The sequence below is a fragment of the Nesterenkonia sp. LB17 genome (assembly GCF_022565915.1).
In the GTDB taxonomy this organism is placed as follows: domain Bacteria; phylum Actinomycetota; class Actinomycetes; order Actinomycetales; family Micrococcaceae; genus Nesterenkonia.
Window position 1 is genome coordinate 99579 of the sequence record NZ_JAJOYX010000006.1, and the last position, 15124, is coordinate 114702.

Consider the following 15124-nt stretch of genomic DNA (forward strand, 5'->3'; position numbering starts at 1 on the left):
ATCGCCGATGACGCCCAACGGCGCCGAAAATGCGTTTCCGCAGGTTGGACCGCATTTCTCGGTGTCGGCCAACGGTGACCACCAACAGCCGAAACCCCGCGTGATCGTTCCGCTTCAACGTCTGATCGTGTGACTTCCTGGTGGGGGAATCAGCGGCGATCGCCGCAGGCGGGACCGGGCTGGACGGTGAGGATCGCTGGCTCGGCGTCTCCAGCGACCGACGGGGCTGCCTTCCAGTCCCTGGACGGCCAACCTGGCCGCTGACTACTCTAGGAGGAAGAGTGAGCCGACGATCGGAGCGCCGTGACTACGACTGAGATCGACGCAGGGCGCTACACCGGCCTGCGCAGGTACAACATCATTGCCGCAGTCGTTCACGCGGCCCAAGCCGTGGCGGTGGTTCTGCTCGCCACCGACTTCACCCTTCCGGTCACGGGCAGCTACCCCGCCGGTCCACCCGGCACCCCTCCAGGTGAGGCGGTCACCCTGTGGGACCTGCCGATCCCCTTGGCGATTGCGGCGTTCTTGTTCCTGTCCGCTCTGTTCCACGCCATCGTGGCCTCGCCGCCGTTCTTCGGTCGCTACCGCGCGGGGCTGGCGAACGGGCACAACTACTTCCGCTGGGTGGAGTACTCACTGTCCAGCTCGCTGATGATCGTGATCATCGCCCAGCTGGTCGGCATCTTCGATGTGGTCGCGCTGCTGGCGCTGTTCGGCGTCAACGCCTCGATGATCCTCTTCGGCTGGCTCCAGGAGCGCTACCACGAGCCCGGCGACGGCGGATGGCTGCCGTTCGTCTTCGGGTGCATCGCCGGGATCGTGCCCTGGGTCGGCATCGTGATCTACACCCTGGCTCCTGGCTCCACCACCGGGGCCGAGCCGCCAGGATTCGTCTATGCGATCATCGTCTCGCTGTTCCTGTTCTTCAACGTGTTCGCCGTGGTCCAGTGGCTGCAGTACCGCCCGGTCGGACGGTTCCGCGACTACCTGCTGGGGGAGCGGCTCTACATCACGCTCAGCCTCACGGCCAAGTCCGCGCTGGCGTGGCAGATCTTCGCCGGCACCCTCGCCGCCTGAGCCCACTTGCTGGTCGTGGCGCCGCGCCGCGAGCACGCCGCGCCGCCGCAACCCTCCTGCTGTCACCCTGAGCCTGGCCGATGATGGGGGTATCAGATGACTGCTCGGGTCGAGTCCCTCAGGCGCAGCTGGGCAGAATTCGTCGGGCCAGAGGCCACCCGCGCAAACAACACGCTAGCGGTCAGTTCCGGGATCATCGGCCTCTTCTACTCCTACCGGTCAGCGAAGCGCGCTGGCGCGGGACGGTTCTCCCAGGCGGCATTGGGCGCCCTGGCTCTGGATCTGTTCGGCGGCGCCTACGTCAACAACACCCGGGCGTGCGTCCGCTGGTATGAACGCGCCGGGCAGGGGACACGCGAGCACTGCGCGTTCGCTGCCCTTCATGTACACCCGTTGATCGTGGGCGCCGTGGATCAGCGCATCGGGGAGCGGAGCAACGGTGTGAGCTGGGCGTCTGCTCACTACGGCTACATGATGCTAGCCACAGCGATCACCCGCAGCTGTCCGTCTCGGCGACGGAGTCTCGGGGCGATCCTCAAAGTGGGTGGTCTGCTTCTTGATCACGCGTTGCGAAGGTCGGCGGTCGCCCCGTGGTTCGCGTGGACCTACTATCCGAAGCTGTTCTTGGGACACGCCGCGGGTTCCCTCTGGCCCGACGAAGACCTCGGCGTCGAGCACTTCGACTCCTACGTCTAACCGGCTCCGTGGACCGACTGCCGCAGAGCGGGGGATTCAACCTGTGTCAGACCCGTTCCGCAGGCTCCCAGGTCCCCGTATCGGCGAATTCGCGAATGAGCCTGCTGAACAGATCCGGGTCCTCGATGTTCCAAGGATGGTGCATCTTCGGAGCGATCCACGTCTGCAGCTGTGGAAGCGACTGACGCAGAACCGGGAAGCCATCGCGCACCGAACGCTGTTCCTTCTCTCCGGCAATCGCCAGGACTGGCCCTGAGTAATGGAACCGACTTGCGGGCATGCACCCTGCGGCGACTTCCCGGTAGGTCAGCCGGTTCGTCTCCGCGGAGACCCGCACGGCGGAATCCACGAACAACTCCCTGCTGTCGGGCGGGACCCCGAAGGCCATCGCCTGGGCGTTCCAGTACCAGCGTCTGCGCAGGAGCGGAATCTGCGGGGGGATCAGGAGGCGTTCGATCCTGGTCAGTCCGGCGACTGGAGCTCCGGTGACCACGGTGCTGCGTACAAGCTCCGGGTGGCGATGCAGCAGGCGCACGACCACGAGACCGCCGAGTGACAGTCCCACCACATGGGCGCGGCCATCAAGTGCGTGCGCGCGGATGACCCCGGCGACGTCGTCGGCGGCTCCGGCCAGCCCTGGCCACGGCTCCCGATAGCGCTCGCCGAGGCCTGGCAGGTCCGGGGTGAGGAGGTGGCGGTCGGGGAGACGCTCCACCTGGGGTGCCCACATCCAGCTCCCGGTGCTGTTTCCGGGGAGGAAGATGATGGTCTCGCCATCCTGTGGCCCGTGCTCCAGCGGCCATTGATGGGAATCCGCTGTCAAGGCTCAGCTCTCCAGTGCCTCGTAAGGCGCCGAAAGCCTGGGGTAGTAGTCATTCCACTCCACACCCGCGGGATCCGCTCCACCCAGGACCGCCGAGAGTCGGTCGAGGTAGTACTCCCACCCGGGGCCGATGCTGCCCAGCGGGTCATCGCCGATCCGCTGGGCGAAGAGCAGGGTGGTGATGCCGTCCTGGTGGCTCAGCTCGAAGCGCAGGTGCCAGACAGCCGGTCCGACGCTGGTCTGCACGGTAAGGCTGCGCGGTGGGCTGCATTCCAGGATTTCGCACTCCTCCGGCGGAGCGTCCTCGCCCTCTGCGGTCATCAAGAAAGTGACCTTCCCGCTGGCGGGATCTCCCTCCCAGCGCCCGATCCACTTCCCGAGCTGCGCGGAGTCCGTCATCGCCGCCCAGATGGTCTCGAGCGGCTCCGCGAAACGGCGCTGAAGCTGGAGCTCCCTGCCGTGAGGCCCGATGCCGAGGGTCCCCGTCGCTGCTGGTCCTGTGGTCATCTGAGGGTCACCTTCTCTAGGCGGTCCGGCCCTATGCAGTCCGCGTGTGCGGATATGCCGGCTCACGATGCTGGAAGCTCAGGATGTTCGGGTTCTGGATCACGCCCTCGTTGATCTCGATCGCGCGGGAGATGATCGGACTCGTCGCCCAGGTGGCCTGGCCTTCCATCACGGTGCGCAGGAACGGCAGGATCGCCGCGCTGACCTCCCAGGTGGCTGAGTTCCACAGGTATGACGGGCTGTGGTCGACGGCGTAGTAGTTGACCCCTCGTCCAACGGTGAACATCGGATCGTCGAACGTCGTGGTCTGCGCCCACTCGAAGCCCATCCCCGGGTCACACGACACGTCGATGATCAGGCTGCCTCCAGAGAAGAGCTCCAGGTCCTGGGTCCGCAGATACGTCAGCGGCGCGGTGACGTCTTGGAGCGTGCAGTTGACGACGATGTCATGCGATGCCAGGAACTCGGGCAGCGGGACATCCCCGGCTGAGGTGAGGACCTCGCTCAGAGGTGACGTGCCCGACGCTGTCTTGAGCTGGGTGATCTGGGCGGTGTGGATCGGCGAGCCGACCGCCGTCGCACCGCGCTGGGTCAGGACTTGGATGTCATGGATTCCCTGCGCCTTGAGCGCCGTCACCGCACCTCGGGCCGTGGCTCCGAAGCCGATCACCACCGCGCTGAGCCGGGGACCGTAGTCCCCGGTCGAGCCGGTCAGGCTCAGTGCGTGCAGCACGGAGCAGTAGCCGGCAAGCTCGTTGTTCTTGTGGAACACGTGAAGATTGAAATCACCCCGAGGGGTCCAATGGTTCATCGCCTCGAAGGCGATCAGCGTGAGCCGGTTGTCGATCGCAGTCTGCGTCAATCCGGCATCCTGGACGCAGTGCGGCCAGCCCCACAGGATGCCGCCTTCGGGAACCGCCGCCACGTCTGCCGCCTGCGGCTTGGGCAGGAGCAGGACATCAGCAGATGCAATGACCTCGGCACGTTCAGCGACCCTGCCCACGCGGGACTCCACGTAATCGGGTGCCAACTGGAAGTCAGACCCGTAGCCCCGCTCGACGATCATCCGGGCGCGCAGGTCCGGGTCGATCTGGTCCAGGTGGTGGGGGTGAATCGGCAGGCGCCGTTCGTTCTCCATCGAAGAGTTCGCGAGCACCCCGAGACTCAGCAATTCGCGGCTCGGGGAGGACGCCTCCGAGGTCTCGGCGGAGGCAGCGGTGGAAGAGGAAGTGGTGCTTGACATCGATATTCCCGTCTTGAGGGAGCCCTGGTCGGCTCCTTCCCCGACTGTACGCCGATCTCCCACAGCGGATCACGAGTTGCTGACCTCAGTCGCGACCAGGTCGGCGCCGGTTCGCCTTGATCTCTGAGCGTTCACGCTTGCCTGCGAGCCGACGCCGGTGCGACCCCCGCGTGCGCCGCGTGGGACGTCGGATGATCGGGGGAGCGATGGCCTCACGGAGCAGCTCGGAGAGGCGTTCACGTGCCGCGGTCCGATTGCGCCGCTGGGAGCGGTGCTCGGCGGCGCTGATGGTGAGCACCGTGCCGGCCAGCCGGGCAGCCAGCCGATCCAGGGCAAGTCTGCGCTGGACCTCGGTGAGCGACGTCGTCGTTGCCAGGTCGAGGCTGAGCTGGACGCGGGAGTCGGTGGTGTTGACGCCCTGACCGCCGGGCCCGGAGGCGTGGGAGAACTGCTCGTGCAGCTCACCTGCCGGGATGAGCAGGCCATGGGGTGCCCCGGGCCCCGGGGGTACGCGCAGATTCTCCACGCCTTCCAGTCTGCCGCACCGCGGCCGAGGGCTCACGCGCAGGTCGGCTCACGCCAGTCCTTCGATGATCCGCAGCGCGCTGCCGGTGCCGTCCTCGTGCGCCATCGTGTCTGCGGCCGCGCGGACCCTAGGGCGGAAGTCTTCAGCGGCACCCAGTGCCGCGCTCAGTCGATCTGCGGTGAGCTTGCGCTGCGGGATCGGATCGGCTGCGAGACCCTTCTCCCGCAGCCGCGCGGCCCAGAACGGCTGATCGGCGATGAACGGAACCAGCACCGACACAGCCCCGGCCGCCGTCGCCGCATGGACGGTGCCGATGCCGCCGTGATGCACCGCGGCCGTGGCTTCCGGCAGCACTGCGGCGTGGGCCACGGCATCGGTGACCAGGATGTCGTCGTCGCGCAGCTCAGAAGGTACCTCGAGGCCGCCGAGCCCGGTCGCCAACAGCCCACGGAAACCCGCGGCGCGGATCCCGCCGATGACCTCCCGTGCCCGAGCATGTGGGTTCCCGGCCGCCATCGAGCCGAATCCGGCGTAGACGAAGTTGCCCTCGGCCATGAACTCGGCCACCTCCGGAGACACGATCTCCGGACCATCCAGCTTCCACGGCCCGGTCATGTGCACCGTGTCGTCCCAGTTGGCGGGACGGTGGAGCAGCGCGGGACTGATCGGCATCAGCGTGGAGGCGGGCGGTGTGGGGCTCCTGGTGAAGCTGCCGACCATGCGCGACACGTCCTTCAGATCCCTGCGGAACATCGCCTCGCCTGCGCTGGCGAGACGGTAGGTGGAGCGGTTGAACCGGCCGAGATCTCGAGTGATGGTTCCAGCGGCGGGGAACGCGCTGGTGGGTGTCAACGCGGGCACTATCTCGACTCGAATGTGGGGGATCGAGAGTGCGTCCGCGACCAGCCCGGCAGAGAGGATCTTCGGGTGCGCCACGAGGACATCGGGCTCGAAGTCCAAGGCGGCCCTGGCGGACTCGATGATCACCGCCCGCATGAGCGGTTGGATGATCGAACGATAGGAGCGAAGCGCGGCGGCCGCTGAGACCCCCTGCTGGGTGATCATGGCCGTGTAGTCCACGCTCATGCTCACGACATCGAGCCCATTGAGGTCGACTCCTGAGTTATCGGGAACCACCAAACGCACCTCATGGCCCGCGCTCACGGCGCGCCTGGTCAGCGCCGCGAACGGTTCAACGTCGCCGCGCGAGCCAGCGGCAGCCAGAAGCAGTCGCATCGCATCCACCCACCCTCTGGTCTGGCCGATCTAGCCCAGCCGCTGACCCCGCTGCGGCGGAGCAAAGACCGTGGTCACCGCCGGGGCGTAGAGCACCGAATCGGGTGCCCGCGTGCTGAGCCCGGGGAAGCCCGCCGCGGCCAGCAGCCCGTCCTCGAGGTGGACCAGCTCCGCGTGCTGCAACGGCCACGGCTCATGGCTGTTCCTGCAATAGATGGTGCGCCCCAGATGCCGCTCATGGAAGCCCCAGCGGGCGGTCAGAAATTCCGCCACCGGGTCCTGAGCCAGCTCAGCGTCGGCCGCGGGGTCAGGAATCGGACGAACCCGCAGCGTGGAGGCGGCGTCGCGCTGGCCATGCCGGCGCGTCGTGTACTCGACCTCGCCGTCGGAGGCCTGGATCTTCATCGACGCCCACTGATACCGCAGCCCGAACGCCGCCCGCGCGACCAGCACCGGGATCAGGTGGGAGGCTTCCAGGCTGCGGAAGACCACTCCGCGGCGGCCGTGCTCGTCGATGGAGTAGAGCCGCACATTGACCTCCGGAAAGTCACCGAGCCACGGAATGCTCGGCCCGCCGAAGAAGGAGCTCTTCGACATCTGGAACCCGATGAGCCCCACCCAGGAGCTGCCGTCCAGCACGTCCGGGGAACAGCCTTCAGGCATATACGGCGCGACGGCGCCGGGGTCGACCCGCCAATGCACGAAGGACACCTCGCTCCACCGCTGCCTCAGCACGGCGGGGCCGCCCAGCGGTGGAGCCTCTCGAGAGAGTGCGTTGAAAGCCATCATGAAACCTCATCATCGGCGCAGGGAGGTCGATGCTCGAAAGAGCAGCGGCAGTTCATCAGCATCTTATCCAGCGTGGATCTGCTCAGGGCACGGTGCCGCGCGTCCGGGACTCATACGGCGTAGATTTGTCCAGTAGTGCAGGAGTGAAATGTGCTGACTTCTCAAGACGGGCGGCGAGGGCTGCGATCAAGTAAGGGCCGGGGCCGATATGAGCATCAACGACGAGAATCTCGACGAGCGCGCAGCGCCGAACACCGCGCCGGTCACCGTGTCGGTGGTCATCCCGGTCAAGGACGACAGCGCAGAACTGACCGTCTGCCTCGCGGCGCTGGCGGCACAGACCCGGACCGCGGACGAGATCATCGTGGTCGACAACGCCTCTGTCGATGACTCCGCCGCGGCCGCCCGCGCTGCCGGCGCGACGGTGCTGAGCTGCCTGCAGCCGGGGATCCCCGCCGCGAGCGCCACCGGCTACGACGCCGCCACTTCTGACCTGATCCTCCGGCTCGATGCTGACTGTGTGCCGGAACCGCGATGGATCCAGGATGTGGTCTCCGCCTTCGAGCAGCAGCCCCACGTCGCCGCCTTGACCGGTCCTGCCAAGTTCATCGACGGACCGGTGCTGCTGCGGCGTCCACTGGTGCATGCCTATCTCTTCGCCTACAGAAACTTCTCCCGGCCCGCGCTGGGGCATCGGCCGCTGTTCGGCTCCAACATGGCCATGCGGCGCGAAGCGTGGGAGCAGGTACGGCTCTCCGTGCACCGCGACGACCCCGAGATCCACGACGATCTGGACCTGGCCTTCCACCTCGGAGAGCGTCATCGTCTCGGCGCGATGGGCGGAGAGCCGATGGGCATCTCGATGCGCCCCTTCAGGGACGCCAGAGCCTTCCAGCGCCGGATCAAGCGCGGATTCCGGTCCGTGACGGTGCATTGGCCACACGACTTCCCGCCCTTCCGATGGCGCCGGGCGTCTCTGCGCAGACGCGGTCATGCTTCGGAATCGGGACGCGCACGCACATGAGTGCGCCTGACGCGCACGCGGATCCCCGCCCGACGGCCGTCCATCCAGCCGTCGCCCCTGACGCTGCCCTGATCGGGCCCATGCCGGCCCCAAGGCTCCACGTCATGAGCTGGAACATCCGGCGGCGCACCTTCGCCTTCCATCCGCGCCGAGCCGATCGATGGGAGCGCCGGGCCCCCGGACTGCGCAGCCTGCTGCAGACCGAACGTCCGACTCTGCTCGGCGTCCAGGAAGCCCTCGCCGATCAGGTGAGGTTCGTCGCCGACGCGCTGGGCGGCTCCTACCGATCCGTCGGGCACGGGCGGGGGCCTCAAGGGGGAGGGGAGGCCTCGCCGCTCTACTACGACACAGACCGCCTCGAACTCCTGGACTGGGAGCAGAGCGCCCTCTCGGACACCCCGCACCACCCGGGTTCCCGAACCTGGGGAAATCTCATCCCGCGCAGCCTGGTCTCGGCGAGATTCCGGGACCGTGCCACATCCACGGCCTTCCTCGCGATGAACACCCACCTCGACCACCTCTCCCACCGCTCCCGGCTTCGTGCCGCGCAGAGCATCCGGCACCGGGTGACCACCAGTACGCTGCCGGTGGTGCTCACGGCGGATATGAACGCTCAGCCCAGCAGCGCACCGATTGCGGAGCTTCTCCGCGGCGAGGCGCTCGCCGACACCTGGGCCGCGGCTGCGCAACGCGACAGCGAGGAATGGGGGACCTTCGCCAACTATCGTGAACCGCGCCTCGACCGCCGCAGGATCGACTGGATCATGGCCTCACCGGAGTTGGGCGTGGCCCGCGCGGCGATCAATCCGGTGCGCCATCGCAGCGGGTGGGCCTCGGATCACCTGCCGGTCCAGGCGGTGCTGCACCTTCCCCGCCCCGGCAGACATCACCATCACGGTGATTCTGCTGATCGCGGCCTGGAGCAACGTCATTGACCTCTACACGCGCATCCCGAACTGGGATCTGCTGGTGCACTTCCTCTGCACACGTGTCCTGGCCGTTCCTCCTGTCGAACCGACGCGTGTCAGACGTTCGGCCTAGACTGACCACCACGCGACGGGATGGGGACTCATGGACACCGACGTCATAGTCATCGGCGCAGGACTCGCCGGGCTGCAGTGCGCCCGCCGCCTGCAGCGCAACGGACACCGGGTCACAGTGCTCGAAGCCGGGGACGCCGTCGGAGGACGGGTGCGCACCGACCTGATCGAGGGCTTTCGCTGCGACCGCGGGTTCCAGGTGCTGAACCCGGCCTACCCTGCCGTGCAGGATTGGATCGACATCGGTTCGCTCGGCCTTCAAGCATTCGGGGTCGGCGCCGTGATCCGCACCTCCACGACCACCACCACGCTGGCCCATCCGCTGCGGCACCCGCAGCATGCCCTGTCCACGCTGCGGAGCAAGCACACCCCGCCCTCAGACCTGCTCGCCTTCGCCCGCTGGATCGCCCCGACCCTGCGACAGTCCGCCACCGGGCCACGTCCCGCGCAGGATCAGACGCTGCACGACTCCTTCGAGGAGGCCGGCCTCACCGGACGGCTGCGACGGGACGTGCTCGACACCTTCCTGGCCGGCGTCCTCGCCGACAGCACCGGGGAGAGCTCGGCGAACTATGTTCGCCTGCTGGTCCGCTACTTCGCCCTCGGCGCCCCCGGGCTGCCCCGCGGAGGGATGCAGGCGCTCCCCGAACAGATGGAGACCTGGCTTCACGAACCGGTGCGGCTGAACACGTCCGCCCGGGACCTGCGGCACAGCGGCGACGGCGTCCAGGTCAGCACCGACGCCGGGCCGCTGCGCGCCCGGGCCGCCGTCGTCGCCGTCGGACCGCAGGACATCCACGAGCTCACCGGCCAGCCGGCGCTGCCCACCCATGGTCTGACCACCTGGTGGTTCCGCGCCCCGGAGCTGCCCCAGCCCGGACCCTTCCTGATGCTCGACGCCAGCCGGCGCGGCGGAGGCCCCGCCGGTCCGATCTGGAACACCGCTGTGGTCTCGCAGGCCGCTCCTTCCTACGCCCCGGAGGGTCAGCACCTGATCCAGGCGACCACGCTGCTGGACCGTCCCGACGGCCTCGCCGAGGAGGCCGCCGTGCGCCGGGATCTGGAGCGGCTATACCAGGGATCCACCGCAGACTGGGAGCTGCTCACCCATCACCTCGTGGAGCACACGCTCCCGGTCCAACACCCGCCCCTGCTTCAGGCCCGTCCCCAGCAGCTGGGGGATCGCGTGCTCATCGCCGGTGATCACCGCGACCATGGCTCGATCCAGGGGGCGCTGGTCTCCGGCGACCAGGCCGCGCAGTCGCTGACCAGACTGCTCGCCGGCTGAGCCCATGACGAGTCCTCCCGTGCTTCGTCTGGTGCTGCCCCACCAGCTCTTCAAGGAGCACCTCGACGTCGACCCTGACACGGTGTTCGTGCTGATCGAACATGACCTGCTGTTCCGGCAGTACTCCTTCCACGCTCAGAAGCTGGTCCTGCACCGCGCCTCGATGGACCAGTTCGCGCGGCGCCTGCGGGCCCGCGGTCACCAGGTGTCGGTGCTGCGCAGCCAGGCCGACCGCAGCTCCCACGCACAGCTGGTGGAGCTGATCCAGAAACTGGCCCCGGCACGGGTGACCGTCTACGACGTGGTCGATGACTGGCTGGAGCAGGATCTGCGCGCCGCGCTCGATGAGGGCGGATGCTGGCTGCGTGAGCAGGATGTGCTGGAGACGCCGAACTTCCTGACCAGCCGCGCGCAGGTCGATGACTGGTTCGGGTCCCACGGTGCCCGGATGCACGAGTTCTACGTCTGGCAGCGCCGCCGGTTCAAGCTCCTGCTCGACGCCGACGGGGAACCTGTCGGTGGGAAATGGTCCTTCGATGCGGAGAACCGCAAGAAGCTGCCGCGCGGGTACACGCCGCCCACGGTGGGGCGCTTCGCGAGTCATCCGATCCTGCAGCGGGACGGAATGTTCGATCTCGACGCGCTGAGGCGCGATGATGACAGCGGCAAAAGTTCTGAAAGTACTGAACGTACAGTCAGTGCCGAAACAGTCCAAGGGTCTGGCACTTCAGCCGATGACGACGGCGCGGCCGACGACGTCCAGCGGGCCATCGCCTGGGTGCGCGACGAGTTCCCCGACGCCCCGGGGGATCCCGCGCTGTTCGCCTGGCCCGTCAGCGCGGAGGAGGCGCGCGAGCATCTCCGCGAGTTCGTCCGGGAGCGTCTGAACGACTTCGGCCCCTATGAGGATGCGATCTCAGCGGAGCACCCATTCATCGCTCATGGGCTGCTGACCCCGGCGCTGAACATCGGACTGTTGGATCCCCGTGAGGTGGTGCAGACGGTTCTCGAGGCTGCCGACGAGTCCACCCCGCTGGCCTCCGTGGAGGGATTCATCCGTCAGGTCATCGGCTGGCGGGAGTACATGCGCGCCACCTATCGCACCCGGGGGCGTCAGCTGCGCAGCGCCAATCGGCTGGAGCACCACAACACATTGGGAACGGGCTGGTGGGATGCCAGCACCGGCCTGGCCCCGGTGGACCTGGTGATCTCCCGCGTCCTGGCGACCGGGTATGCCCACCACATCGAACGCCTGATGGTGCTGGGCAATGCCATGTCGCTGCTGCGGATCCACCCGGACGCGGTCTACGAGTGGTTCATGGAGCTCTTCATCGACGCCTACGACTGGGTGATGGTGCCCAACGTCTATGCCATGAGCCAGTTCGCGGCGGGAGAGGCGATCACCACCAAGCCCTATGTCTCTGGCAGCAACTACCTGCGCAAGATGTCGGACCTGCCCAAGGGGGACTGGGCACAGGAGTGGGACGGGCTCTACTGGACGTTCATCAGGGACCATCGCGAGATCTTCGAAGCTAACCCGCGCGCCCGCATGGTGGTCTCGCTGCTGGACAAGATGGACCAGGAGAAGCGACGCGCCCATCACGAGCGTGCTCAGCACCTGCTGGAACCCGGGCAGCCCAGCAGGCTGCTCCAACAGCCAGGGTGATGCCGATTCAGCTGCCGTCTGGAGCGGCCCCGCCGCGCTGCGTCCCTTCACGCTTCAGGGCTGCACTCCAGCTGCCGTAGGTGTTGCGGATGCTCGGGCCAGAGGGAAGATCGGTGCGCCCACGCTGCTGCTGGGCCTTCCGCCAGTCCACGTAGCTCTGATAGCTGGTGGTGAAACCCTCCCTGGCTCCTTGGCCGGTGAAGTCCCGCAGCGCCGCGCCGAACTGAGCTGGAGTGAACCGGGCCGTGCCGAAACCGGAGGGCCGCGCTCGGCTCGAAGGGGCCAGCCCGACATTTTTCAGCGCCGCGCTCCAGGACCCATCGGCACGCTTGAGGATCGTGCTCGCGCCGATGGGCCAGACGTTCCGGCCCCTGTTCGGCGCTGCCGACTGGGCGGCGAGGAGATGACTGCGCAGCTCCTCGTACTTCTTCGCCGAAAGGCTCAGCGACGGGTCGCCGGCCACTGCGTCGCGACCTGCCCGCACGGCGTCGAGCACCTCATTGACGCTGTCCCCCGCACCCTGGTCCTGCAACATGCGAGTGACGGTGTCACGCAGATCATCGGCGAGTGCGGGGGACTGGCTGCTCGGAATGCGCCCCACCCCGATCGCATAGAACAGGCTGGCCGTGATGGCGCTCTGGCTCACTGGTGATGCGGCCATACGGTTCACCCTCCACGTTGCTGTTGATCTGCGGACTCCGGACGCTGCGGGATCGGGCGCAGCTGCCATGCGCGGAGTCTATAGGCTGGCCCGATGGTCGAATCAGAGGCGCTCAGCTGGGGCTGCTCGGGTCGGGCGCGGTGCTGCTGATCATGCAGATCCTCAGCATCGTGCTGGTGCTGGTGTCATTGGGCCCCGTGAACCTGCTGCTGTGAAGCGAATCGGTGCTGCACCCCTGAACACGCCCTGGAAGGTTCACTTTGTGGACCCCCTGAGCGCCCGGTAGGTTGCGAGAATGCATCTTTCCCGTCGCACTTTGATAACAGCCGCCGCCGCTGGGGCCACCGCCGCCGGAGTCACGGTCGCCTCGGCACTGCCCGCCTCGGCGGCTCCGGGACGGTTCCGCACTCGGCCGCGCCCGCGCATGCGGCGCCAGCCCACCGACTATGACCGCACGCGGAAGCGGCAGAACCCTTCGAACAACCTCGGCTGCCCGCTGGGGAGGGGATTCTGATCGCCTCCCCGCAGGTCGGCTCCAGGAGCGCTCTGGGAAGCACTGACACCGCGGACCGCTGCTGGGCCTGGGTCGGGGAAAGCAGCGGCGAGTCTGTGACGATCCTCGGCGAATGGTTCTCCGCCAGCGCCCGCACCACCGAACAGCTTCCGGCCCTGCTCGCCGGAGCGCAGCTCGAGCTCTCCGCGCAGGACGCGGACACGCTCACCGCCGTCTCACACGATATGGAGAACTGACCCGTGAAACAGAACGTGATCTGGAAGACCTCCCCGAACTCCACCGTGGGTCGGGGCGGGACCGCCGTGGACCGCATCGTCATCCACTACATCGTGGGAAACCTGGCTGCCTGTGACGCCACCTTCCTGAACCCCAACTCCCAGGTCAGTGCGCACTACGGGATCGGCGAGGGGCGCATCCACCAGTACGTCAGCGTGCACAACACCGCCTGGCACTCCGGGAACTGGGCCTTCAATCAGCGCAGCATCGGGATCGAGCACTCCGCGGACCCCGAGCGCGCGCCCACCACGCAGACGCTGAACATGTCGATCCAACGCTGTGTGACGCTGTGCCGGCAGTTCAACCTGAATCCGCGCACCGCCATCGTCCCGCACGAGTCTGTGGTCCCCACCGCCTGCCCGGGCACCGTGGACTGGGAGTACATCCGGGACCGCACCGCCGCCCTGATCTGAGCGGTGCGGGTGGGCTACAGCCAGTCCTCCCCGGCGTTCACCGACTCCCGATTCAGCAAGGCCAGATTCGCTGACTCTCGAGCCGACGCATCCCGATTCAGAGCTCCCGGATCGGACGCACCCTGGTCGAAGGGTCCCTCACTGACGGCGCCCGGATGGCTGACATTGTGGGTGGCGTGCAGCGCGGCGGCGATCACGTCGCGGGGGTCACCGGCGTGACGGAAGGCCTCCCTCTGGTGGTACGCACCGGTCCCGTTGCGCAGAATCTCGCTGATCAGCGCATCCACCTGGCGGTCCTCTCCGTACTCCGAGAGCACCGGTGCGACGGTGTCGAGCAGGTGGGTCACCACTTCCCCGGCCGGAGCTGGCATCGCGGTGAAGGGATCCACCAGCAGAGACTCGATTCCGCAGCGACTGGCCCGCCAGGTCCACGCCCGCAGCACTGCGGTATCCACCGGCAGCGGGGGAACACCGGCGCGCCAATCTCGCGCAGCAGTCTCCACCAGGGCGCGAGTCAGGGTGGCGATCACGGCGGCGTGGCTGGCGAACAGGCAGACATCGGGGACCCGCACCTCCACCGTGGAATGACGTTCGCAGATTCGGGCGTCGAAATAGATCATGCCGTCATCCAGCGGCACCCGGGAGCGCAGCAGGGATTCGCGCTGCCGGTCGTAGGCGTCGATGGACTCGAAGAGATCGGGTGGCCCGGTGTTCGGCCAGCGGCCCCAGGTCTGATAGCGGTAGCTATGGAATGCGGTGTCGCTGTCGTCCCAGAAAGGGGAGTTGCTGCTGAGCGCAAGCAGCGTGGGCAGCCAGACCCGGATCCGGTCCAGCACCGCCACAGCCTCCGCCCGGGAGTGCACCTGCACATGGACGTGCATCCCACCGGTCAGTTGCTGCAGTGCCGTGATGCCCGCCCATCCAGCCATCTGCTGAAACCTCTGGTGCGGGACCAGGTGTGGAGTCACTGCCCCGGGAGCGGTGGCCAGGGCCACCACACGGCCTCCGACGTCGGCGGCACAGGAGTCCGCCCAGGCGCGGCCCGAGCGGATCGTCGCCAGCTGTTGACTCAACGTGGTCTGCGGCGGGTGGACCACCTCAAGCTGTTCCTGCTGCAGCTCTGAGGCCAGTTCATGCCCGGTCTCGGTCCGGACGCCGTGCCGCTCCGCGACCTGCCACCCCAGCGGCAGCAGCTCCAGCTCAGAGTCGTCCACCAGCAGCAGCTCTTCTTCAACGCCAAAGGTTCGCACGGACAGGTCCCTCACCCTCGAGAGTCATTCGGGTACGGCGACGAGACCGGCGGACAGTCACACCCCCGTGCTGACCGCGCCGGTCTTCGCCCCCG

18 protein-coding genes are annotated in these 15124 nt (G+C 67.6%); 10 read left to right on the forward strand and 8 right to left on the reverse strand.

Features of this window, described 5'->3' with window-relative positions:
• Positions 1-303 precede the first annotated feature (303 nt).
• On the forward strand, positions 304-1077 hold the full coding sequence (heR, locus tag LTH96_RS12210) for a heliorhodopsin HeR (protein ID WP_241466216.1): 774 nt from the start codon (positions 304-306) through the stop codon (positions 1075-1077).
• Between the two features lie 96 nt (positions 1078-1173).
• Positions 1174-1773 carry a hypothetical protein gene (locus tag LTH96_RS12215; protein WP_241466218.1) on the forward strand — a complete coding sequence of 200 codons (600 nt, stop codon included), beginning with the start codon at positions 1174-1176 and terminating at the stop codon, positions 1771-1773.
• Between the two features lie 46 nt (positions 1774-1819).
• Here the strand turns inward: LTH96_RS12215 and LTH96_RS12220 are convergent, their stop codons facing one another.
• The 6 genes from LTH96_RS12220 to LTH96_RS12245 all read right to left on the reverse strand — a co-directional run bounded on the left by LTH96_RS12220 (position 1820) and on the right by LTH96_RS12245 (position 6897).
• On the reverse strand, positions 1820-2596 hold the full coding sequence (locus LTH96_RS12220) for an alpha/beta fold hydrolase (RefSeq protein WP_241466220.1): 777 nt from the start codon (positions 2594-2596) through the stop codon (positions 1820-1822).
• A 3-nt stretch (positions 2597-2599) separates the two neighbouring features.
• Entirely contained in the window at positions 2600-3103 is a 504-nt protein-coding gene (locus tag LTH96_RS12225; protein ID WP_241466222.1) for an SRPBCC family protein, read from the reverse strand.
• A gap of 31 nt (positions 3104-3134) precedes the next feature.
• The gene (locus LTH96_RS12230; RefSeq protein WP_370642762.1) at positions 3135-4241 is read right to left on the reverse strand and encodes a N(5)-(carboxyethyl)ornithine synthase; all 1107 of its coding nucleotides are present in this window, start codon (positions 4239-4241) and stop codon (positions 3135-3137) included.
• Between the two features lie 190 nt (positions 4242-4431).
• Positions 4432-4872 carry an alternative ribosome rescue aminoacyl-tRNA hydrolase ArfB gene (gene arfB, locus LTH96_RS12235; protein WP_241466226.1) on the reverse strand — a complete coding sequence of 147 codons (441 nt, stop codon included), beginning with the start codon at positions 4870-4872 and terminating at the stop codon, positions 4432-4434.
• 48 nt (positions 4873-4920) lie between these two features.
• Positions 4921-6009, reverse strand: coding sequence for a glycosyltransferase (locus tag LTH96_RS13370; protein WP_241466228.1), 1089 nt, complete (start codon positions 6007-6009; stop codon positions 4921-4923).
• Positions 6010-6138: 129 nt separating this feature from the next.
• Positions 6139-6897 (reverse strand): YqjF family protein, encoded by a 759-nt coding sequence (locus LTH96_RS12245; RefSeq protein WP_241466230.1) that lies wholly within the window; start codon positions 6895-6897, stop codon positions 6139-6141.
• Positions 6898-7105: 208 nt separating this feature from the next.
• On the opposite strand from LTH96_RS12245, the gene LTH96_RS12250 reads away from it, so the two are divergent.
• From LTH96_RS12250 to LTH96_RS12265, 4 genes are all read left to right on the forward strand, one after another.
• Positions 7106-7921, forward strand: a complete 816-nt coding sequence (locus LTH96_RS12250; RefSeq protein ID WP_241466231.1) for a glycosyltransferase family A protein — start codon at positions 7106-7108, stop codon at positions 7919-7921.
• Positions 7922-8025: 104 nt separating this feature from the next.
• Entirely contained in the window at positions 8026-8856 is an 831-nt protein-coding gene (locus LTH96_RS12255) for an endonuclease/exonuclease/phosphatase family protein (protein ID WP_241466233.1), read from the forward strand.
• 136 nt (positions 8857-8992) lie between these two features.
• Entirely contained in the window at positions 8993-10249 is a 1257-nt protein-coding gene (locus LTH96_RS12260) for an NAD(P)/FAD-dependent oxidoreductase (RefSeq protein WP_241466235.1), read from the forward strand.
• 4 nt (positions 10250-10253) lie between these two features.
• Entirely contained in the window at positions 10254-11915 is a 1662-nt protein-coding gene (locus LTH96_RS12265; RefSeq protein WP_241466237.1) for a cryptochrome/photolyase family protein, read from the forward strand.
• Positions 11916-11922: 7 nt separating this feature from the next.
• Here LTH96_RS12265 and LTH96_RS12270 read toward each other — a convergent pair whose 3' ends face one another.
• Positions 11923-12576, reverse strand: coding sequence for a hypothetical protein (locus tag LTH96_RS12270; protein WP_241466239.1), 654 nt, complete (start codon positions 12574-12576; stop codon positions 11923-11925).
• Here LTH96_RS12270 and LTH96_RS12275 point away from each other — a divergent pair.
• The 4 genes from LTH96_RS12275 to LTH96_RS12290 all read left to right on the forward strand — a co-directional run bounded on the left by LTH96_RS12275 (position 12567) and on the right by LTH96_RS12290 (position 13779).
• Positions 12567-12791, forward strand: a complete 225-nt coding sequence (locus LTH96_RS12275) for a hypothetical protein (RefSeq protein WP_241466241.1) — start codon at positions 12567-12569, stop codon at positions 12789-12791. The genes LTH96_RS12270 and LTH96_RS12275 overlap by 10 nt on opposite strands.
• 80 nt (positions 12792-12871) lie before the next feature.
• A complete protein-coding gene (locus tag LTH96_RS12280; RefSeq protein ID WP_241466243.1) occupies positions 12872-13090 on the forward strand; it encodes a hypothetical protein in 219 nt (72 codons plus the stop codon).
• A 95-nt stretch (positions 13091-13185) separates the two neighbouring features.
• A complete protein-coding gene (locus LTH96_RS12285; protein WP_241466245.1) occupies positions 13186-13326 on the forward strand; it encodes a hypothetical protein in 141 nt (46 codons plus the stop codon).
• Positions 13327-13329: 3 nt separating this feature from the next.
• Entirely contained in the window at positions 13330-13779 is a 450-nt protein-coding gene (locus LTH96_RS12290; protein ID WP_241466247.1) for a peptidoglycan recognition family protein, read from the forward strand.
• 14 nt (positions 13780-13793) lie between these two features.
• Here the strand turns inward: LTH96_RS12290 and LTH96_RS12295 are convergent, their stop codons facing one another.
• On the reverse strand, positions 13794-15029 hold the full coding sequence (locus LTH96_RS12295; protein ID WP_241466249.1) for a glutamate--cysteine ligase: 1236 nt from the start codon (positions 15027-15029) through the stop codon (positions 13794-13796).
• Positions 15030-15124: the final 95 nt, after the last annotated feature.